Annotated in this window: 16 protein-coding genes and 1 pseudogene; 13 read left to right on the forward strand and 4 right to left on the reverse strand. The window is 40.8% G+C overall.

Annotated elements, in window-relative coordinates:
• Positions 1 to 71: 71 nt before the first annotated feature.
• Both BLL40_RS04850 and csaB read right to left on the reverse strand, forming a co-directional pair.
• A complete protein-coding gene (locus tag BLL40_RS04850) occupies positions 72 to 1,238 on the reverse strand; it encodes a glycosyltransferase family 4 protein (protein WP_073710783.1) in 1,167 nt (388 codons plus the stop codon).
• 12 nt (positions 1,239 to 1,250) lie between these two features.
• Positions 1,251 to 2,357: a polysaccharide pyruvyl transferase CsaB gene (csaB, locus tag BLL40_RS04855; RefSeq protein WP_073710784.1), complete on the reverse strand. Its 1,107-nt coding sequence runs from the start codon at positions 2,355 to 2,357 to the stop codon at positions 1,251 to 1,253.
• A 124-nt stretch (positions 2,358 to 2,481) separates the two neighbouring features.
• On the opposite strand from csaB, the gene BLL40_RS04860 reads away from it, so the two are divergent.
• The 10 genes from BLL40_RS04860 (at position 2,482) to BLL40_RS04910 (ending at position 16,988) form a co-directional block, all read left to right on the forward strand.
• Positions 2,482 to 3,747: a nucleotide sugar dehydrogenase gene (locus BLL40_RS04860; protein ID WP_073710785.1), complete on the forward strand. Its 1,266-nt coding sequence runs from the start codon at positions 2,482 to 2,484 to the stop codon at positions 3,745 to 3,747.
• 48 nt (positions 3,748 to 3,795) lie between these two features.
• A complete protein-coding gene (locus tag BLL40_RS04865; protein WP_073710786.1) occupies positions 3,796 to 4,524 on the forward strand; it encodes a WecB/TagA/CpsF family glycosyltransferase in 729 nt (242 codons plus the stop codon).
• Entirely contained in the window at positions 4,521 to 5,591 is a 1,071-nt protein-coding gene (locus BLL40_RS04870; RefSeq protein ID WP_073710787.1) for a glycosyltransferase family 4 protein, read from the forward strand. Before BLL40_RS04865 ends, BLL40_RS04870 begins: the two co-directional genes overlap by 4 nt.
• Positions 5,592 to 6,222: 631 nt before the next feature.
• The gene (locus tag BLL40_RS04875) at positions 6,223 to 8,979 is read left to right on the forward strand and encodes an S-layer homology domain-containing protein (RefSeq protein ID WP_073710788.1); all 2,757 of its coding nucleotides are present in this window, start codon (positions 6,223 to 6,225) and stop codon (positions 8,977 to 8,979) included.
• A gap of 788 nt (positions 8,980 to 9,767) precedes the next feature.
• Positions 9,768 to 9,998 (forward strand): hypothetical protein, encoded by a 231-nt coding sequence (locus tag BLL40_RS04880; RefSeq protein ID WP_073710789.1) that lies wholly within the window; start codon positions 9,768 to 9,770, stop codon positions 9,996 to 9,998.
• A 949-nt stretch (positions 9,999 to 10,947) separates the two neighbouring features.
• A complete protein-coding gene (locus BLL40_RS04890) occupies positions 10,948 to 11,571 on the forward strand; it encodes an S-layer homology domain-containing protein (RefSeq protein WP_073710791.1) in 624 nt (207 codons plus the stop codon).
• Between the two features lie 436 nt (positions 11,572 to 12,007).
• Positions 12,008 to 12,775 (forward strand): cohesin domain-containing protein, encoded by a 768-nt coding sequence (locus tag BLL40_RS04895; protein ID WP_073710792.1) that lies wholly within the window; start codon positions 12,008 to 12,010, stop codon positions 12,773 to 12,775.
• An 11-nt stretch (positions 12,776 to 12,786) separates the two neighbouring features.
• On the forward strand, positions 12,787 to 14,208 hold the full coding sequence (locus BLL40_RS17330; protein WP_073710793.1) for a putative Ig domain-containing protein: 1,422 nt from the start codon (positions 12,787 to 12,789) through the stop codon (positions 14,206 to 14,208).
• Positions 14,209 to 14,227: 19 nt separating this feature from the next.
• The gene (locus BLL40_RS04905) at positions 14,228 to 16,315 is read left to right on the forward strand and encodes a hypothetical protein (RefSeq protein ID WP_073710794.1); all 2,088 of its coding nucleotides are present in this window, start codon (positions 14,228 to 14,230) and stop codon (positions 16,313 to 16,315) included.
• A 301-nt stretch (positions 16,316 to 16,616) separates the two neighbouring features.
• On the forward strand, positions 16,617 to 16,988 hold the full coding sequence (locus BLL40_RS04910) for a cytochrome-c oxidase (RefSeq protein WP_073710795.1): 372 nt from the start codon (positions 16,617 to 16,619) through the stop codon (positions 16,986 to 16,988).
• A gap of 58 nt (positions 16,989 to 17,046) precedes the next feature.
• On the opposite strand, the gene BLL40_RS04915 is transcribed toward BLL40_RS04910, so the two are convergent.
• Positions 17,047 to 17,670 (reverse strand): DUF975 family protein, encoded by a 624-nt coding sequence (locus BLL40_RS04915; RefSeq protein ID WP_073710796.1) that lies wholly within the window; start codon positions 17,668 to 17,670, stop codon positions 17,047 to 17,049.
• Positions 17,671 to 17,925: 255 nt separating this feature from the next.
• Between BLL40_RS04915 and BLL40_RS04920 the strand changes: the two genes are divergently transcribed.
• The gene (locus tag BLL40_RS04920) at positions 17,926 to 19,236 is read left to right on the forward strand and encodes a M48 family metallopeptidase (protein WP_073710797.1); all 1,311 of its coding nucleotides are present in this window, start codon (positions 17,926 to 17,928) and stop codon (positions 19,234 to 19,236) included.
• Between the two features lie 135 nt (positions 19,237 to 19,371).
• Positions 19,372 to 20,085 (forward strand): SH3 domain-containing protein, encoded by a 714-nt coding sequence (locus tag BLL40_RS04925; protein WP_073710798.1) that lies wholly within the window; start codon positions 19,372 to 19,374, stop codon positions 20,083 to 20,085.
• Between the two features lie 64 nt (positions 20,086 to 20,149).
• On the opposite strand, the pseudogene BLL40_RS04930 reads toward BLL40_RS04925, so the two are convergent.
• Positions 20,150 to 20,338 (reverse strand): annotated as a pseudogene (locus BLL40_RS04930) (IS3 family transposase); the annotation flags it as partial.
• A gap of 336 nt (positions 20,339 to 20,674) precedes the next feature.
• Here BLL40_RS04930 and BLL40_RS04935 point away from each other — a divergent pair.
• Positions 20,675 to 21,709: an Rpn family recombination-promoting nuclease/putative transposase gene (locus BLL40_RS04935; RefSeq protein ID WP_245797889.1), complete on the forward strand. Its 1,035-nt coding sequence runs from the start codon at positions 20,675 to 20,677 to the stop codon at positions 21,707 to 21,709.
• Positions 21,710 to 21,722 lie beyond the last annotated feature (13 nt).

Below are 21,722 nucleotides of genomic sequence, written 5' to 3' on the forward strand. Positions count from 1 at the left end.
CCGAAGTGAAGTGAAATTCCGCCAAACTCTTATACAATCCCGCCATTAGCACAGCAAAAAAAAGCTTCCCCTTAAAGGGAAGCTTTATAAATGGCTTCGTATTTCTCAGCGGCAGCTAAATGAGAGTATTCATCTTCAATTTTCTTCCGGGCAGCGGCCGCAAATTGCTTCCCTTTTTCCGGATGATCGAGCAAATCAATCATGGCATCAGATAATTCTTCTACATTTTTCTCTGCTACGAGCAATCCATCAACACCATGATCGACAATTTCTTTCAATCCGCCAACTGCGCATGCAATTAAAGGAGAACCAGATCCCATTGCTTCAAGTGCTGAAATCGATGTTGCTTCTTCCACGCCTTCTGAATAGACACTTGGCACTAATACAACGTCCGCCAGTGCATAATATTCTTTAATGACATGATGAGGGATCGCGCCTAACAATTCGACACTCGCCCCAATGCCCCGTTCAGCGATTAATTTTTTCATTTCATCCATCGCTTCACCTGTTCCTGCATAAATCAGCTTCGCATTCGGGTATTTCTCAAGCACGGCAGGCAAAGACAAAATCGGGTAAATGACCCCGTTTTTCTTCGTTAAACGGCGCGGGACGAAAAACACAGGCGCATCAGCCGGCACACCATGCTTCCCTCGATAAGCTAATTTATTTTCCGCATCCGGTTTAAAATCATCGACATTAATGAAATTACGAATCGCCGTTCCTTCAATGCCAGCTTCTCGTTTCACATAATCTTTAATGCGCGTATCAACTGTGATGATCGAGCGTGTTTTTCGGTACGCTTCAATTTCTTGAGCAAGCAAAAATGTCTCTTCTGGACTGCCTTTTAAAATATTCCCAGCCGACAACGCTTCATATGTCAAATAGCCGTGAACCGTTGACACAACAGGAAGTCCTGCATCAAGTGCTGCGAACGTCGCATACACTTCCTGTGCATTCACGATGTCATAATTTTTCTCTTTTTGCGCTTCCATCAGCTTTTGAAGCATTTTCTTCCGCTTTTTTAAGCCGTATACAAACCCTTTTCCTTTCGACACTTTATTCATTAAAAAGCCCGGTCCGCGTACAGTTGCTTTTTGCTGAAATTCTGGAATATCGGTAAACGATAAAATATCGACTTCATGTCCGCGTGCTTCAAGCCCGGCTTTCAGCGTCGCCACGTGCACAGACAACCCGCCCGTATGCGGATAATGGTACACCGTTGCAAGCAAAATCTTCATTCCGACATCTCCCTACATGAAATACTTTTTCAGTAATTCAATATTTTCAATCGCTTCATCCCGCATAACCGCCGCATTCTCAGCAACTTTCATACTGAGATCGGCCCTTTTATTCAATACATCACGCGTATTTTCGACCAATTGATCCCGGTCAAGATCCTCTAAACGGAACGAATAATCCCACATTCCGCTCCGCTTTAATAAACTTTCCACCTTTTTATCGTAACTGATGCCAACGTGAGGAACCGCTGTGAGCGCCGAGAAAATTAATGAATGCAAACGTAAACCAACCGTTGCCTCACATCCTCCGATAAAGTTCAAATATTGATTCGGCGTAAAATCACCCGCTAGTAAATGACAAGCCGATGCGTTGTTCATCTTTTGAATCACTCGCTTCGACGCGTCCACGTCGTGATGACCTTCCATCGGGACAAACACAGGCGTCACCGAATCGCTCTCGATCAATTCATCAAGTGCGGATGCGAGCTTGTCCTCGTAATCACTATGTTCAAACCATGGTCGAACAGATACAGCGAGAAGCTTTTCACTGCCTGTCAAATTCAAACTTTGCAAACAGGCTTGATCTTCTTTTTTCTGAAAAGCAAACACGATATCTGCGGTCACAACCGTTTTTGGGCGGGTGACGCCGAGTTCATGAAGATAGTCTTTTGAATATTGGTCGCGTACCGTAATGAAGTCCGCTTTGTTGGCAAAACATCTCATTAAAAACTTGCCCCACGTGGACGTGACAGGACCGATGCCTTGCGAGAAAAACATCACGCGTGCACCGCATAGTTTCGCGAGCATGGCGATGATTAAATAGTAAGGAAGAGGGCCAAACAAAAACTTCGTCGGATATGTATCCTGCAATAATCCACCGCCGCCGGAAATTAAGACATCCGCGTTCCGGAGCGCTTTTATTTTCTCTTTATTTTCACGCCGCCATGCACGGTACACGGTTTTTACATTGTGTTCGCGCGCCGTTTGTTCAGGTGACAGCGAAAACACTGTTATATCAATATTAGGAACTTCTGACCGTAAATTATCGACAATCGACTCAAGGATCGCTTCATCCCCAGTGTTGCCAAGTCCGTAAAAACCGGAAATCACTACTTTCAAACGGATAATCCTCCTAGTTTGTACTTGAAAACTAACCTTCATTTTATCACCGAAACGTGGCGTATTCAAATCGAATTTGCTATACTATGAAAAGCTATTGAAAGAAAAGAGAGGGTCCTTACAGATGCAGAAAATATGTATTATTGGATTAGGATATATCGGACTGCCAACTGCAGCCGTCTTTGCCCGCGCCGGTTTCGATGTTGTCGGTGTGGACATAAATGCACAAGTGATTGAGTTGTTAAACAAAGGTGAAATTATAATAGAAGAAAACGGTTTGCCAGAAGTCGTGAAAGAAGCCGTTGAATCTGGTAAACTGCGTGCGGCACTTGCGCCGGAAGCAGCGGATGCGTTTATCATTGCTGTACCGACACCGGTTCATGAAGATCATAAAGCGAACGTTGACTACGTTGTGAGTGCAGTGAAACAAATTGTGCCGCACGTGCAAAAAGGCGATGTCATTATCGTTGAATCGACCATCCCGCCGCGGACAATCGATGACGTTGTGGCACCGATTTTTAAAGAAGCCGGCTTTAATCCAGAGAAAGACATTCATCTGGCCCATTGCCCGGAACGCGTATTGCCCGGCCGCATTTTGATCGAGCTCGTTGAAAATGCACGCATCGTCGGCGGTCTTACTCCCGAGGCGGCTGAAAAAGCGGCAGACGTCTACCGCCGTGTTGTGACAGGTGATATTTTAGTAACCGAAGCAGTGACGGCTGAAATGTCGAAGCTAATGGAGAATACATTCCGCGACGTAAACATTGCGCTTGCGAATGAATTGTCAAAAATTTGTGGTGCACTCGGCGTCGATGCGCATAAAGTAATCGAACTTGCGAACCGCCACCCTCGTGTGAATTTGCACCAGCCGGGTCCAGGCGTTGGTGGACACTGCTTGGCCGTCGATCCGTATTTTATCGTGGAAAAAGCGCCAGAAGAAGCACAGATTATTAAATTGTCACGTGACATTAATAACTCGATGCCGGATTACGTCGTCGATCAAGTGCTGCGCATGACGGGCGATATTGAAAAGCCGACTGTTGCGCTGCTTGGTTTAACGTATAAAGGAAACATCGATGACGTCCGCGAAAGCCCGGCGATCGAAATCGTTGAAAAAATGATCGAGAACCCTCGCTTTGACGTACGCGTCCACGATCCACACGTCCGCGGTGAACAAGTCAAATTCCCGCTCGTTTCATTTGAAGACGCGATTGCAGGCGCTCATTTAGTCGTTGTGCTCGCCGATCATAATGAATTTAAAGAATTGAATAAAGAAATATTCGTTGCCGGGATGGCCCGTCCAGTCGTATTTGATACGAAAAACTGCACAGGTTTAACGAGTACAGACGGCCTCACCGTACACAAAATCGGTGACCTCCGCGGTTTGTAAAATGTTCGGAAACAGAATAAACGATCAATGAAAAAGGTGAGATAAACGGTGAAAAAGGAACAATATTTAGGTGTGTCGGTATCGCCGCTCACGTATGATCAAATTATCACGGATATGAAGACACGCATCCAAAGAGGCGAACAGTCCACAGTCATCGCCGTCAACCCTGAAAAAGTGATGACCGCAAGACGCGACCCGCTCGTCAAAGACCTTATTAACAATTCAACGTACCAGATTGCAGATGGCGTCGGTATGATCATTGCCGCTAAATTAAAAAAAGGCGAGTTGAAGGAGCGGGTGACGGGCGTTGATATGATGGGGCGCATTCTTCAGATGGCAGCGGCCGAAAACCTCGGTGTCTTTTTCTATGGCGCAAAAGAAGCGACAGTGAAGAAAGCGAAAGAAAATCTAGAAGCTACGATTCCTGGATTACGTGTCGTTGGATACGAAAATGGCTACGTGAAAGATCAGAATGCATTGCTCGAAAAAATTCAAACGTCCGGTGCTCAGATCATTTTTGTTGCCCTCGGAAGTCCGCGTCAAGAACTATGGATTCGTGAAAATATGCCGAAATTACCAGAAGTAAAAGTATTGCAAGGCGTCGGCGGCAGCTTCGATGTGTACTCTGGTAACGTACAGCGAGCACCGGAATTTTACAGGAGAGCCGGGCTCGAATGGCTGTACCGGCTCATGAAAGAACCGAAACGTTTGAAACGTCAAATGGCTTTGCCGAAATTTCTTGCAGCGGTCATCACCTCGCGGGGGGACAAAAAATGAAGGTGCTTCATTTAATTAGCGGCGGTGAAACAGGCGGATCGCGCAAACACGTCATTACGCTTCTTGAACAATTCGAGCCGTCGGAAGTGACGCTTGCCATTTTTCAAGAAGGTGCACTCGCAGAAGAAGCGCGGGCAGCTGGTATTCGTACGGAATTGTTCGCGCAAAAATCACGCTATGATCTGTCCGTTCTAAAAAGACTTGCGAAATTCATTCAAGCGGAGCAATTTGACATTTTGCATTCGCATGGTCCGCGCGCCAACCTGTTTGGCATTTATTTGAAGAAGAAAACGGGTATCCGCTGGGTAACGACTGTTCATAGTGATCCAGCGCTTGATTTTGTAAAAGGTGGCGTCAAAGGCACCATTTTCACGAAATTAAGCATGTATGCGATCCGACAAATGGATCATTATTTCGCTGTATCGGACCGTTTTAAACAAAACTTAGTCTCACTCGGGATTTCAGCCGAAAAGGTACAAACTGTATACAATGGCATTTATTTTACGGAAGAACCAGCTGAATCTGCCCTGCTACATGTGCCAGATCATGCATTTGTCATCGCAATGGTGGCAAGACTTCACCCGATTAAAGGACATGAAATTGTATTTGACGCTTTACGTCAGTTAGAAATGAAGCCCCACGTCCTTTTAATAGGAGATGGGCCGATTGAAGACGAACTGCGAGAAAAAGCGAAAGATTTGCAAGATTGTGTTCACTTTTTAGGTTTCCGGAAAGATGTCGCAAATATATATGCGGCGTCTGATGTAGCTCTGCTCGCATCGTACAGCGAAAGCTTCCCACTCGCGCTGCTTGAGGCGGCGAACGAACGAATTCCGCTTATTTCCACGGATGTCGGAGGAGTGGGCGAATTGATCACACCGGGCGAAACGGGCTGGATCATCGGAGCAGGCGATGCACACGCACTCGCCGACGCCATCCGTGGGGCGATGCAAGCGGATGTAAAAGCGATGGGTGAAAAACTGTACGAACACGCGTCAAGCAACTTTTCATTAGACCAACTGCATAAAGCAACGAAAGAAGTATACGTCAAAATCGCGTCCCGTTAACTGGGGCGCGATTTTTTGTTTGTAGAAAGTAAGTATAGCGTTCAGAAGCTGAGTAATAGTTTGATAAATATAAATCTAATTTATGGATAAATCGTGAAATTTTAATAAAAAGAGTAAACATTACACCTAAGATATCCGATATGAATACAGACTTGATATACCGTATTTTTAAAGGTGTTTTTGTTACAGCCGAAACCAAACTGTAATGTTTTTAAGCAGCATTGAATCTAGTAACAGTGCCATATGCAACAAAAATGACAAAAAAATTAGCGAAATTCTTTAACTTTATCTAGTATATGGTATATAATGAATAAACTGTTGAACAAATAATCTTTTTCTACCGTATTTTGCTAGTATTATTACATATATTTTTCATGATGATAACAAACATTACGATTTTAATAAATTATGGAAATATACAAAAAAAGGTTGAAAAAATTACTTTGTTTGATAGAATGTTACTTGAGTTGTAATCTTGGTAAATTATACTTGCCTTACATAATGATTCATCCGGTGAGAAATAAACCCAGGTACTCATGTTATGTTTTACGGAACGATTGGCCACAAGCTGATCGGTTTCAAGTATATAATTACATTAAAAAACCTTTACAAAACGGGAGGAACTTATTACATGGCTTACCAACCAAAGTCTTATCGTAAATTCGTTGCTACAGCAGCAACAGCTACACTCGTAGCAACAGCAGTCGCTCCTGCTTTTGCGGCATCTTCTTTCACAGATGTACCAGCTAAATATGAGCAAGCAGTAAATTACCTTGTGGAAAACAACATTACACTTGGTAAAACAGCAACTACATTTGGCACAAATGAAACAATTACACGTGTTGACGCAGCGGTTATGATTGCAAAAGCACTTGAACTTGACACGTCAAATGCACCTGATTCTGGTTTCACAGATGTACCAGCACGTGCAAAAGCATATGTTGATGCATTGAAAGCAGCGGGTTTCATCAACGGTAAAACAGCAACAACGTTCGGTTCTGATCAAGAAATCACTCGCGGTGAAATGGCAATCATCATTGCAAGAGCATATGAGCTTACAGGCGATGCTTCTAAACTATCATTCACTGACGTAGCAGACCGTTACAAAGATGCAGTTGCAGCGCTTGTTGACAACGGCATTACTTCTGGTGCAACTGCAACAACATTTGGCACAACTGCAGCAATCAAACGCGGCGATTTCGCGATTTTCGCTTATAGAGTAGAAACAAAAGACGAACTAGCTGTATCAAATGTAGCAGCAGTAACAACTGATGCAAAAACAACTGTAACAGCTACTGTTAAAAACGCTGAAGCAAACGCAACGGCTAAAGTTGAAATCTTCGCTAACGGCGGAACAACAGCTGCAGAAACAAAAACAGCTACTGTCGTTGACGGTAAAGTAACAGCTGATTTCACTGGTCTTGCAGCTGGTACACATGTTGCAAAAGTAACAGTGGGTGAAGCTTCTGCGCAAGCAAGCTTTACGGTAGTAGCTTCTGCAACTCCGCAAGTTGAGAGTGTAATGGCGATTAACGCTAAAGAAGTTAAAGTTGTCTTCAACAAAGTTGTAGATAAAACAACTGCTGAAAATGTAGCTAATTACACATTAAAATTAAATGGACTTCCTTTTGGTGGTACTCTTGTAGCAGATCTTCAAGCAGATGGTAAGACAGTGCTTCTTAGCGATTCTGTAGCAGCAGATATCTTTACAAATGGTGATTATTATACACTTGAAGTGAAAGAAGTATTGACTAAAGATCTTAACAAAGTAACTGCTTATAAGAGTGGTACACTTAACTACTTTGATAATTCAGCACCAACTGTAGTATCATCTGAACTTAACGGTTCAAATGTACGTGTATACTTCAACGAGCCAGTTTCTGGTGTTAACTTGAAGGTCGATGGTGGTGTATTATCAGGTGCTTTAACTTCTACTAATCAAGATGGTAAGTACTATGTAGAAATTCCGGCTTCAGCTGATGATAAAAAAGTCGGAACACACAGTGTAATTGCATATAATGCTGTAGATGCTGATGGAAATACTCTTTCTGTAGCAGCAACTGAATACACTGTTGTTAGTGATACAGCAGCTCCATCTATAACAAGTGTAACTGCTGATTCATCAAATACGTTCAAAGTGAAAGTAAGCGAAAAGCTTGCAGTAGCTCCAACATTTGAAGTTAAAAAAGGTGGAGTAGCGTTTATTGATGCTACAAATACAGCAACTCAAGTCGCTCTAGATTCTGAAGATCCAACGGACTTAACATATATAGTGACTTTACCTGCAACTGATATTTCAACTGCATATCCTTTGTATGCAACTAATGAAAATACAGCGGCTTTTTCAGTGAAGATTACAAATATTAAAGATAACTCAAACCTTGCTGGTGCAGATTATAATGGATCTGTTACATTAACAAAAGATGCAGTAGGACCAAAAGTATTGAGTGCAAACACAAATACAATTGATGCTCTTGGAGTTATTAAAGTTAAATTTGACGAAAATGTTTCTGCAACTGTAGACGCAACTAAAGTTAAAGTTTATAAAGATGGTGTACTATTAGCAGTAACACCAAGTGCGTTAGGAACTGACAAATTCTTGTCTATCGCTCTTCCTGCTGCTGAAGTAGGTAAACTTGCTACTTACTCTGTACAATTAGAAGCAGGTGCGGTTAAAGATGCTTCAGGAAATGACAACCTTGCCTTGTCTACATCAGCAACGTATGCTGTTACAAGTGACATTGCTCCAACTGTAACTTCAGCAGGTGCTAACAAATATCAAGTTGCTTTTGCTAGTACAACTGATATGACTGATAGTGCAACAACAGTTTCCAACTATACATTAGATGGTAAGGCATTACCAAATGGATCAACAGTAGATTTTTCTGGAGATAAGAAAACAGTTCTTATCACGCTTCCAAGCGAGTCAGTAACTACAACTACTTCTGGATCATTACAGATTTCTAAAAATGTTGTAAACAAAGCTGATCAAAAAGTAGCAGATGCTAGCGGAAATGCGTTTACTCAACTTGTAGGTCTTGTTGATAACGTGAAACCAGTATTAAAATCAGGTAAATTTGTTGACGCTGATGACAATAAATTGGCTGAATCTGTGGAATTAACATTCAGTGAAAATGTAACAGCTTCGAATATTGATGATTTTGAGTTTATCGTTAATGGAGCTAAAGTTACTCCTGCATCAGTTGCAATTACTAGTGGTAAAGCTGTAGTTTCATTTATTGCAGCTAACCAAATTAACGTAGCTCAAACGTTAACAGTGAAAGTAGTTCCAGCTAATGAACAAACAGTAAAAGTAATGGATACTGTAGATGCAGATACTAATAAACTTACTGAAGGAACAACAATTACTGTTAATACAGTAAAATAATATTAATATAAAGACTCGTTCCTGTTATTACTCGATAAATGCCAAGATTTGTAGATCAAAAGAGTTTTAGTTTGATTCTATGTCTTGATTTTTGGAAAGCTCTGTGGAGAGAAATCTCTGCAGGGTTTTCTTTTTGTTTTTGCTAAGTAACCAGGATCAAATGGAAAAATAAGCTTGTATTATAATTGTGTATAGGCTTAATATCAGCCCTAATGCCTTTCGAGGATTTGAAAATTTAGGGTATAACAGGGTAAAGGGTAACAGAGTAGACTGACTGTTAAAGATCTGTTAGTTTGATTTTCTTAATAGATTTTGTGAAATCAATGGAAATTTCTTTGGTGGTATGGTGCTAGGTAATCACTTATGTTTTCAACATCACGAATACACTTCTCTAAAAAAGGTGTTTTTGTCATGTGAACCGTGTATAGGGTTCCTGGCTGGCTATGTATCACATTACGAGCTCCGGCAACCGACGGACAGTGCTGTTTTATGATGCGACCGACCAGCTGATGTGTTTTTTTCTTTAGGAAGAACCCCACAAACAATTCCCATGAGTTCTACATAAGGACTCCCTCATGACTAATCACATTCATCTGTAGCTAGAAACGTTCGATCATCCGTCTGGAAATATTATAATCCTAAAAAAACCTTATTTTTGGCTCTTTTTTTCATAATCATTTATTCCTACAAAATATGTTTTTTAATCAGGATCTATTTTTTGAGTCAGACCGCCAAAGGATAAAATAGGCCGTACAGCAATTGAAGAACGAGCGAAGCAGGAAGAAATCTTGAAAAACCTCGTGATTTTCATCGAACATAGCGATGATACGAAAGAAGTCATTCAAGGACGTGTAGTTGAGTTTAAGACAGGGGAACAGGGCATTAAATTTAATGTCAATAAGTTTTCCACATTCACTATGTTGTATATGGAAGGCACGGCAGATTACTTCGCGCAGGTACACACAACCTATACATTCACGGTTTTAAAAATGGCATATTCCGTTCGGAAGAAACTGTGACTCGTGCGCAAATGGCTTTGATCGCCAGTCGGTGGGTTGGAAACGAATGCAAAAAGGATGCTACATCACCATTATGCATATCCTTGAAAGACGCTCTGCCCTTTAAGGATATCGCACCGGATTATTGGGCGTTTAAAGAAATTGAAGAAGCCTCAACGAATCACATTTATCAAATTGACGAGGACGGAAGTAAAGTCCTTTTCTAGTAAAGCAAAAACAGTCTAAGATTGGCAGGGGGCGCTCATTTTTCAGAATATCACAATATAATATTGTAATATTCTGAAAAATAATAGTGACTTTTGGCATCTAGTGTTTTATGATAGAAATGTAACTATTTGTTGTAAAATAAGAAAGTTTTCCTGTTTAAAAGTATCAAATGGGTTATGCAAGCTTTGATCACATTATCCTTTGTTTTATCCTGATTGTTGCCAATAAAAGTGCAGGCAAAGAAACTGGAGGAAGCGACCGCTATTCAGTTGGAAGGATTACCAAATGGGTATTCGGCCATGTATTAAGAAAGAGAAGGGTGTATCCGGCATCTTCTGTTAGCAGGAGACAATGGAAGAATTGTTCACCCTAAAGAAGTAATAAGGTTAAGAAATTCTCTGTTGACCGCAGATTAACGGGCAGTAAGACTCCTACTTTAAGACTTGGAGAAATCGAAAAAGGATAAGTGGGGGACAAACTGCCCGTAAAGGCCCGATTGGTTCGGGCCAGGCAGAGCCTGGTCACTCAGGTATTGCCGCAGGACGCGGCGCTCTTTACCTGAGTTCCTCTTCCATCAGGGGGGATGAAAGAAAAACCCCCCTGATGGAAGATTCACTTTATCATTGTAGCTCACAATCATTCATCGGGGTATTCTGATCTATCAAGTGTATAAAAAGAGGGCTGTCTTATAAGCTTATTTTGTTTCAGATTTTTTATAAAATGAAGAATGGAGGTGAAATAGATGAAGAAATATCAAAAGATGGCAGTGAGTGTATGGATGTCTTTACTGATAATGACACCTGTATTCTCAGTTGAAGCAGCTTCATTTTCGGATGTATCAGACCGTTATAAGGAATCAGTCGGTTATATGGTGGATCACGGTATTTCGGCGGGGATCAATGCCAATCAATTTGGGGTTAGTTTATCGATGAAACGTGTGGACGCAGCAGTCATGCTGGCGAAAGCATTGGAACTTAATCTGGAAGCGGCACCTAAATCAAGCTTTACAGATGTGCCAGCGCGTGCACAAAAAGCAGTGAGCGCGTTGAAAGCGGCGGGTATTGTATCAGGGAAAACGGCGACGGTTTTTGGATCGGATCAAGTATTAACACGTGGGGAAATGGCGATTATTCTTGTGCGTGCATATAAGCTGCAGGGAGCGGCGAATCATTCATTTAGCGACGTATCGTCCCGTTATGATGCAGCTGTTCAGGCATTGGTGGCGAATAAAGTAACATCTGGGAAATCAGTGGTTTCATTCGGTACGGCGGATTCCATTAAACGCGGTGAATTTGCGTTATTTTTATACAGGACCGATTCAAAGGAACAAATGGAAGGTAATTTTGAAGTAATTGATATTTACTAAAATGAAACAGGTTCGTTGCCAAACGTTTGAAGCGAATGCCTACAATTAGACGTTATGACGCTATTGGTTCTCCTGATTGCGCCAATTATATAGGAGAACAACAGAAGACTGCCCAGCAAGTCACAATCACTGATTTGCCGGGCAGTCTTTTTTAATTCTCTTATGGAAAATAGGCTACGAGAAAACTAGTGTCAGCTCCCTAGTGTGGATACAAGTTTAACGATCCGATACTGGTGGAAAAAGAAAGATGACTGTGAGACTAGTGCAAACTCATATCAGTCATCTAAGATTCTGTTAAACATTCCCTTCGTAATTAAGGGGAAATAATAGAACTTTTGTCACTTTTTTTCCTAAATAATATAAATTTACAACCGATAACTATCATATAAAGATGTTTGGAGGGAGGAAGGGCACGATCTATTGTGTCTACTATACTATGAACTTTGTAAAATACAGGAAGCTTCTTCTTCTTTTTTTTGCATTCGTGTTTCTACTGCCAAATCCGATTGTAAAAGCAGAAGGAAAATCATTTGTTGGTGCTACGACGATTTATGAAGGACAAAAAGGAAAAACGTTAAAAATAAGCCTTTATATTCATGGAAGTGAAAAGATAGCGGGTGGCTCTCTTGATCTTCTATATGATAAAACGGCACTGACTGTTCAAAAAACCGAAGCAGGCGATCAGCTAACCGGTTATTTATCTTCCGTTCATACGGGTCAGGATGGAAAAGTGTCTCTTGTTTGGGCAAAAGCTGTCGGAGAAACACAGGAAGGGACGCTTTTAACAATAACCGCGCGTTTATTAAAAGCAGATGAGACGACGAATTTGGATTTGCAAAATGTAAAGATTTATAGTAAAAATGGCTCGGCGATTGCGGTAGATTCATTTGATGGCTCAGTGAAGCCGTTTAAAGGTGATGTGAGAAAGCATAAGTCGAAAGTAAAAGGAGATAAAGAATGGAGTGTTCGTCTTAATAATGAATTTAATTCAGCAACAGTAAATAAACACACCGTAACGGTAAAAGACAGTGGAGGAAACGCGATCGATGTGAAGATTAAAGTGCGCGACAGCAAGGTATTTGTTGTGTCACCAAAAAGTAATTATTCTCGTGGGACGTATACGTTAGAAATTACAGAACAAGTTCGATCGTTAAAAGGAAGCAAATTAAAGCAGCCAATCAAATATGAATTCTCTGTTGAGTAAGGAGTGATAATATGACGCAAAAATATGCAAAAATAGTGATAGCCTTTTTGATGATGTTTGTATTTGTTTTTTCAAGTTATCCAGCACAAGCAGCAGTAGATGCTACACTTGAAGTCAGTCAAGTCAGGTCATTGGGCAAAAAAGTAACAGTACCTGTTATCCTGCGAAACGTGACATACTTAACATCTGGCCAGCTGGAAATTTCACTGCCGGCTGACCGAAAAGATGTGTTACTAGCATCATTTGAACCCGGTGATTTATTTGATGGGGAAGGATTCCGGACGATAAAAGCGATCAATGGAAATAAAATAAAAATTGATTTTTATTCACAGACAGGTCAAGAGTATAAACTGATGGATGAAGCAGTCGTGATTGGCTACATTACATACGATTTGTCTAAACAATTTTCATCGGGTCAATCGATTCCGCTTGAAGTGACGAATGTGGCTGTAAAAGGTCGTCATAATGCTGAGATGAAGCTTGTAGCATTGAATGGGAAAATTGAATATAAAATGCCCGTCGGAGACGTTACTGGCAACAATGAAGTTACGGCAGCAGGAGCCATTCGGGTTTTACAGCATATTAACGGCGACTATATTACAGACCGCGAACAATTTTTATCAGCAGATGTTGATGTGGACGGTGTGTTAACGCAAAATGACGTAATGCATATTCTGAATTATGCGACAGGGAAGCGGACGACATTCCTTGCTGTCGCTGCAAAAGAAATGAACAATGCTGTCTTAAAAAGTGAGTACAGTGAAATGATTGAAGCACACCATGGAAGAGCACCGTATCAATTTAAACAGAAATCAGGCTCTATGCCATCCGGTTTAAGGTTAAATGAAAAAACAGGTGAACTGACAGGAACACCGACGCGGGCGGGGGACTTCAACTTTACGATTCAGGTAACGGATGTGATCGGTGACGCAGCAGAACGCCAATTCAGCGTGAAGGTCATTGATTCGAACATCATCGCCGTTGAAAAACTGAGTCCGATCAATGTAAAACGCGGTGAAATACCGGTTCTTCCAAAAACCGTAACCGTAACGTATAAAGATAAAACAACAGGTAAAGAAAGCGTTGTCTGGAACGATGTAAATACATCAGTGCTTGGCGCCGTAACAGCTAAAGGGACAATCGGGGCTTCGGGCTTTACGATTAATGCCACAGTAAATGTTGTAAATGAAAATTATATTAAAAATGTCACAGTAGGCTATTTCCAATTGTTGAACATCCATACTATTGTGGTTGACACAACAGCTGACGTTTATGCTGTTACGGTGAATAATATGGCTACTCATTATGAAGGCAGTAATCAATTTAGTTTGGCAAGCTCTTTATTTAAAGGAGGGTCATACGCCACAATCCGTTTATATGACAAATACGGAAACATCCTTGAGACAAAGTCACACAAGTTAGAAATTAATTAAACAAATCAGGAGGCCGAACATGAATGTAATCTGGAAAATCACATTGGTCTTTCTGCTAGCAATTGGGGGAATCATCTCGGTTTCTTTTAACGTAAATGCAGCGGGAAAGCCATATGAATATACGTTTGATAAAGATAGTGAATACTTTAAATTCAATGAAATTAGTTCGATCAATCAACTAGTCATTACGTTTGATAAAGATATTACAGCCTCAGCCAGTCAAATTTTCACTAGAAGTGTTCTTGCAGGCAATCCTCTTTATGTTGTTGCTAAAGGGGGAAAAGAACGATTAAATATTGTAAAAAGTGTTGCTATTCCTCAAAATAATAAGTTGATTGTTCGTTTTGAAAATCTTGATTATTTTGATTTTAAAAGATTTGAAGACCTTGAACTCGTGATCGATAAAGATACATTGCGTTTTGATCAACTTGAAGAATACCGCATTCCGTTTAAAAGCTACGAGTTGCTTCCAGGTTTGAAATCAACGTTCCTTGATACACAAGCAGATATCATTAATGAAAATATATTCAAGCAAAATGCACCAAGAGATGTGTCAGTGCACGTGCCCGACATTTTCATTCAAGCGATTGAGACGATTCATCTTCAGCAGCTCGTTCCAGATCATCCGATTGAAGATGAAGATATAACCAAAGATCCCGAAAACGATAAAAGGAGAAAAGATCCATCTTTAACGAATATTGATATTGTCACAACTGATCAAGTATCACGTTTAAAAGCAACTTTCGATGACGAAGACGAATACAGCCGCGATTTAATCTATCGAAAAGATATTAGCGGATTTACGATGGGACAAGCTGGACTAGCGGCATTGCCAGGTGGTCAACCTTCAGATGAGTTTAAATTAAGAGCGTTTGATGCATATGGAAAGTTTCTTGAAGAAAGAAAATTTAAATTAAAAGCCGTTGATAGCAGTGCTGACGAGTTTCTTATTAATGATTATATTCCGGAGTTTGAACAAAAAAACTTTGGCCAAACAGTGACGTTATATGATTTGATGCAAGATCAAGAGGTATTGGAATCGATCTTAAGACAAATTCCAGTCAGCCAGCTTGATTCATTAGGCATCACATATGCAGTAGCGGACAACTCTGTCAGCGTTAAAAATGAGAATGAATTACTAATGGCATTGGCAAACGATAAAATTGCTGAGATTACGCTTTTAGGTGATATTAGTTTAGCTACTTCGCTTAAAATTGAGCGTGATGTCACGATCAATGGGAGTAGTAGTCAGTTTGAGCTAAAAGGAGAAGTCCTAGTAGGTACGGGTGATGATATCACTGCCAGATTGAACGGTATTGATATTGTCGGTGACTTGACAATTGATGTTGGGCAGGATGGCACAGCGGTTCTCGATCAGGTCACTGCTCCAAAAACAACTGTATTAAGTGGAGGTTCAACGGGCGCGGTTTATTTAAATGCCTTTTTGACAAATGAACTTATCATATCCAGTACGTCTCCGGTACGAATGTTTGTGAACGGTGACACGAAAATAAATGATCAATCTAATGATGGTATTAATCAAGTAAATATTACTGTTGCTACAACACAGCCTGTTATATTAGAAGGTGTGTATGAGAGGGTGACAATAGACGAGACAACAATGCTTGTTGGAAATAAAAATACGGTGATCAATAAGTTGATTGTTCAGCCTGGTGAACAATTAGAAGTTAACGGAAGTGGATTTGTCATTACATCAGCACAAGGAGATATTATATTCCCAGGTGGTAAAACAACAGGAACATTTACGAAGACATGGTCTTACTCACAGCTTACTGAAACTGTAGACAATTGGAATAGTCTAGGACGATTCATAAGTTTCTTTGGAGTACTATTGGAAGATGCGCAAGGAAACCAATTATTTCCTCAAGATTTCACATGGAGTGTAAAACATAACTTTAACGACGCTATTAACGCGAATATTTCATGGAATGGTCCAGGCAACGATCTGTTCATCGATGGTGTACAAGTCATGACAGGAAAGACACGCTCGGGTGAAGTCACGTTAACAGGAGTGTATACTCCTCCACTACCAGAAAAGATTAAAACGGAATATGTTATCACGGTTCCAGTCGTGCTTACGAACTAAAAATGAATGATGAGAGGCAGAGAGTCAAAAAGACTCTCTGTTTTTTCGTGATGAGAATAGAGAGGGATTTCTATACAAATGTAGATCCTAGTTTAATCAGACAGAAGCCATAACCATCAAGCGAAGAAAAAGGGCAGGCCCATTTAACTATCATTTCTATCCTTCTATAGGAGAAATCAATGGAAGGATTTTTCGTTTTTCATGGTGAGGAAATAATCAATCAGCAGGAAGTATTTATTTTCATATTGCGCATAGGTTTATACAAGGTACTATTACTACTTTACAGGAAGAGGGGAGTTATGTGGGTGTTAAGTTGATTAAGATTTCTGTTGTGTATTTAGTCATTGGTGTACTGCTCGGTTATTACATGTCCATCGCTCATGATTATCAGCTTACGGGTGTTCACGTGCACATCAATCTTGTCGGCTGGACGGCGCTGACCCTTATCGGTATTTTATATCATTTATTCCCGGCGCTTGTTTCGAACGGTCTGGCAAAAACACATTTCTGGCTTCATAACATCGGTCTTCCGATTATGATGATTGCCTTGTATTTGCTTCTCGCGTTTGGAGAAAGCACGGTGCTGACTGCGAGTGTAGCGACGGGAGCAACGTTGACGGTTCTTGCCATTATCACGTTTGCGGTGAATGTATTTAAAAATTTAAAAGCTTAACTAATGAAGAAAACAGTCCGGCTTGAGCCGGACTGTTTTCTTGTGTGCATGCAGAGCATTATGCGTGCTTCGCTTCATATTCTTCACGAATCGTATCGTAAAAATGGGCGAATGTGACACTAATATATGGAACGATCCAGAGAAAACCAATGCCGAGTGTGACGACCCCAAGCAAGAGCCAGCCGATGAACGTCAGCCCAAGAACGAAGGCTTCTCCTTTGTGGCCATTCATCATTTTGCGTGATTCTGTAATCACCTCTAGCGGTGACAGCTCCGGACGGTCGCGTAAAATGTAAAACGTCATCATGTATGAGAATGATTTAATGATACCAGGAACAATGAATAGCAATGTCCATAATAGAAGGAATAGTCCTTGTAAGAACGAAACGAAAATTGTTTTAGCGAAAATCGTTTGAAACGGATGGACCAAATGGCCAAAACTTATACTTTTCCCGCGTGACATATCAATCCACGCCCAAGTTAATCCAACTGTGATCGGAGTGAGCAGCCAAGTAGTCAGAATCACAGCTACATCTCTCCATGAGAAATCATATTCATTCGGATTGAAAATGAAATCAGGCAATGTGAAAATAATCGTCGTCAGGACGAACAATCCAATCGCAATCAGCCAGTTGCCTTTCAAAGACTCGCGTGCTTTTGCCCGCAATTTACTGTAGTACATGTGTAATCACCTCCTTTATACTCTTCTATACGTGACAAGAATGGAAAAGATTCATCCAATGCGAACTTTACTTGCTGTGTCAGTAAGAGAATCAGAGCGGGTTGGCCGGGCTGATTTATTGTATGTGAATAGGGGCAGATGTGTGCGAATCCAAAGTATCTTCCTCTGTCATTCCTATGTGGAAAGAGCCTTGACGATTGTAAAAATTTGTCGTATGTTGTAGGTTGACCAAATCACTTGAAGAGGAGGATATTTTTGGACAATAGAAACTTAGTTTATCCGAAAGAAACGATTTATTTTATTTTATGCTGTCTAGTTAGCATTGGGCTGTATATTGCCGTTGCGTTTTCGATCATCATTCTTCCTATTATTATAGCTATTTTTCTCATCTCTTTATTTTTCCACGCTGTCTCAATTGGTTCGATTCGCGGCAATGGAGTGAGGGTAAGTGAGCAGCAGTTTCCAGATGTGTATGAGCGCATTCAAACGCTATCATCTGACATGAGATTACCCCGTGTGCCGGATGTATTCATTTTGCAGTCAGGCGGTGCGCTCAATGCGTTTGCGACTCGTTTCTTTGGCCGAAATGTCGTCGTTCTTTACTCGGAAGTGTTCGAACTCGCCCGTCAAAAAGGCAATCAAGAACTAGATTTTATCATTGCCCACGAACTGGCACATGTGAAACGCCGTCACATCTGGAAAAACTGGCTGATCCTGCCGGCGATGTGGGTGCCATTTCTTAGCGAAGCGTACTCGCGTGCTGCTGAATACACATGTGACCGGCACGCTGCTTATTACACGAATGATGGACAAGCATCAAAAAATGCCTTAACGATTTTAGGCATTGGCAAAGTCCTTTACCGTGAAGTGAATGAAGATGCCTACTTGCAGCAAATTCAGCAAGAGTCCAATCCGTTCGTCTGGCTGAGCGAAAAGTGGTCTACCCATCCGAATTTGCCAAAGCGCATTCAGCATGTTGGCCAATTTATGAGAATGGCTGATACGCCCACCTATCAAACGAATAAAAGAAAGATGATCGGCGGCGTTACCGTACTTTTCCTTGTGATAGGCCTGTTGTATGGTGGAATCGCAGCAGGATTTACGTATGCCATGACGAAAATGGAATCATCTGATTTATTTGCTTCGCTGATGACATTAGATGAAGAAATGACGTACGATGACATTGAAAGTGAAGTAACCAACTACACTGATTTAATGGATGCGGCTTCTATTGGTGACACGGAAAAAGTGGCACAGCTTTTGGCTAGTGGTGCTGCCATTGATGAACAAGACAGTGAAGGATCAACCGCGCTCCATTACTCAATTTACAATTTGAACGATGAAATGGCTGAACAGTTATTAAAGGAAGGGGCCGATCCAAACAGTGAAGATTCAACCGGCTACACCCCTTTATTTCTTGCTTATGATTATGGTGATACTAAAATGGCAAAGTTACTGGTGACATATGGAGCTGACCCAGATCAAGAAGACATGTATGGCGATACGCCGAGAGATCTTGCAGAGCAAGAAGGAAACAAGGAGTTTCTGACGATTTATAACCAATAAGGACTTTATATCTTGCTTACGGGCAAGGTATTTTTTTGTGTAAAAAATGTGCGATGCTACCAATTATATTTACTATCATACAATTATGATATATATTGGAATAAATACAAATGATAGGAATTAGGAGGATAGGCTATGAGAAAAATTTTAATAGGGTTGATGGCTTTTCTTTTACTCATTACACTCGTTCCTGCAAAGAAGGCGGAGGCAAGCACCGGACACCACACAGTAAACGTTAAAACAACATTAAATGTGCGTGAAAACCCGAGCCCGAGAGCAAAAGTAGTTGGTTCTCTTAAAAATGGGGCAGTCGTGTACGTGTACAATACAGAACCTGGCGGCTGGTCCAAAATCAAATACAACAACAAAGCGGGGTATGTGGCATCAGGTTATTTAACGCCGAATGTTTCTTCTTCATCAAGCCCAAGCAATTCAGGGGGCGAGAAAGCAACGGTCACCGCATCCCCAAGCCTAAATATAAGAGCAAATCCGAGCCCGAAAGCCAAAATAATTGGCTCATTGAAAAAAGGAGCAACCGTATACATACACGGAACGGAGCCAGGCGGCTGGTCCAAAATCATGTATAATGGCCGATACGCATATGTGGCATCAAGCTATCTGAAAAAAGAAGCACAGGAATCCACCTACTATTCGTATGGGGGATATGCGTATGCGGACGCGAATAACTTGAACGTACGGGCTACAGCGAGCAAAAATGGGAAAGTGATCGGCCAGGTCAATAGAGGGTATGAGTTCTACGTTTATGGCACAATATCAAACGGCTGGGCAGAGGTCTCTTATAACGGCCGGACAGCTTATGTCGCAACAGAATATTTATACTTCTACTAAAAAGCAACCTGCCATATGTTGAACTGCACCCCGTCAAGTAGACAGTAGATATAATAAAAATGATTTAAGCGGCTTTAGTTCTATATTCCATAGGGCTAAGGCCGTTTAATCGTTTTTGGTATCTATCATGATTATAAAAATGGATGTACTCCTCTATCGCAAGAGAAAGTTCCTCAAATGTCTTATATTTATGTAAATAATATTTCTCACATTTCAGTGTTCCCCAAAAAGATTCCATTGGTTCATTATCAATAAACCATATAGTAAGATCTTTTGGACATAAAAATATTCCCCCATAAGTAGCCAGATTTTTATTTTTTAATCTGTCTACGTAAAGGGGAAGCATATCATTTGCTGCAAGGCGGGTTTGTTTCATCTTGTCACAAACATTTGTGTAAAATATGAACCGTAGTCTTCGAAAAAGGTAAATTCATTATTAAGTTTTTGTAAAAAATGCGAAAATACGTTCCTTTTGAAGTATAATACTCTTATAAAACCACTTGTTTATTTTAATTGACGATACCCCGGTTTTATACTCTTTTTGCGTCAAAGCCGATGGTATAATGAAGAAAGACAGGTGATCATGTATATGCAAACGAAACAGCAGCTAGATCGATTGATGGATCTGAAGGTGGACTTTGCTTTTAAGCAGTTATTCGGTCGGGAAGAGAATAAGCATATTACGATTATTTTCTTAAATGCTTTGCTGAAGCGCAGTGATGAAGACAGAATTTTGGACATTTCGTTTGAAAATATTGAAATTCTACCTGAACACGAAGGCGATAAACAGGCAAGGCTTGATATTTTAGCCAGAACGAATCGAAATGAGCGCGTTAACATTGAGATTCAGTTCACGAACAAGTACGATATGATCAAGCGGTCACTGTACTATTGGGCAACGCTCTATAGAAAGTCGATGAAAGCAGGAAAAGGCTATACAGAGCTTCAGCCGGTCATTGTCATCAACATTCTAAATTTTAATTTGCTGAAAAAGGAAACGAATCGATTTCATTCACAATTTTGTCTGCTTGAAGAAGATGAGAAATTTCTGTTAACGGATTTAATGGAAATGCATTTTGTTGAGATGCCTAAACTATTGAAAAGTTGGCGTGATAAACAATTAAATCCCAGTGATGATGTCCTCGCAAGATGGCTTTTGCTACTTGGGACAGTCGATCGAAAAAATAATGAAGTATACAAAGATATCTTAAAAAAACTGGAGGAGATTGCGATGAGCGACCCGGTTTTGAATGAAGCGATGCATAATTGGAAAGAACTAAGTGCTGACCAAGAAAAGCAGCAGCAATACGAATCACGTATGAAAGTGGTCATGGACGAACTTGCCGCTCAGCGAGAAGCGGAACTTCGAATGGAAGCTTCATTGAAAGAAGGTATGGAAAAAGGCATTGAAGAGGGTATGAAAAAAGGCATGGAAAAAGGTATAGAAAAAGGTATAGAGAAAGGTATAGAGAAAGGTATAGAAAAAGGAAAAGCAGAGATCGTGAACGCTATGTTGAGCAAAGGCATAAGTGTAGAAGAAATCGCCAATCTGACAGATGTCACGATTGATGAAGTAGCTAAACTGAAGAGTGGGCGCGAAAATAAACAAGGGCCCATTTCCTAAGTTTCTTCAAATA

The organism is Domibacillus mangrovi (assembly GCF_001906925.1).
GTDB classification, from domain to species: Bacteria; Bacillota; Bacilli; order Bacillales; family Domibacillaceae; genus Domibacillus; species Domibacillus mangrovi.

What these genes read in the sequence shown, in the direction of transcription:
- BLL40_RS04870 (WP_073710787.1), top strand. Translation starts at nt 4,521, where the DNA reads ATGAAGGTGCTTCATTTAATTAGCGGCGGTGAAACAGGCGGATCGCGC.
- BLL40_RS04925 (WP_073710798.1), top strand. Translation starts at nt 19,372, where the DNA reads ATGAGAAAAATTTTAATAGGGTTGATGGCTTTTCTTTTACTCATTACA.
- BLL40_RS17330 (WP_073710793.1), top strand. Translation starts at nt 12,787, where the DNA reads ATGACGCAAAAATATGCAAAAATAGTGATAGCCTTTTTGATGATGTTT.
- BLL40_RS04915 (WP_073710796.1), bottom strand. Translation starts at nt 17,670, where the DNA reads ATGTACTACAGTAAATTGCGGGCAAAAGCACGCGAGTCTTTGAAAGGC.
- BLL40_RS04905 (WP_073710794.1), top strand. Translation starts at nt 14,228, where the DNA reads ATGAATGTAATCTGGAAAATCACATTGGTCTTTCTGCTAGCAATTGGG.
- BLL40_RS04860 (WP_073710785.1), top strand. Translation starts at nt 2,482, where the DNA reads ATGCAGAAAATATGTATTATTGGATTAGGATATATCGGACTGCCAACT.
- BLL40_RS04895 (WP_073710792.1), top strand. Translation starts at nt 12,008, where the DNA reads ATGAACTTTGTAAAATACAGGAAGCTTCTTCTTCTTTTTTTTGCATTC.
- BLL40_RS04890 (WP_073710791.1), top strand. Translation starts at nt 10,948, where the DNA reads ATGAAGAAATATCAAAAGATGGCAGTGAGTGTATGGATGTCTTTACTG.
- BLL40_RS04850 (WP_073710783.1), bottom strand. Translation starts at nt 1,238, where the DNA reads ATGAAGATTTTGCTTGCAACGGTGTACCATTATCCGCATACGGGCGGG.
- BLL40_RS04935 (WP_245797889.1), top strand. Translation starts at nt 20,675, where the DNA reads ATGCAAACGAAACAGCAGCTAGATCGATTGATGGATCTGAAGGTGGAC.
- BLL40_RS04875 (WP_073710788.1), top strand. Translation starts at nt 6,223, where the DNA reads ATGGCTTACCAACCAAAGTCTTATCGTAAATTCGTTGCTACAGCAGCA.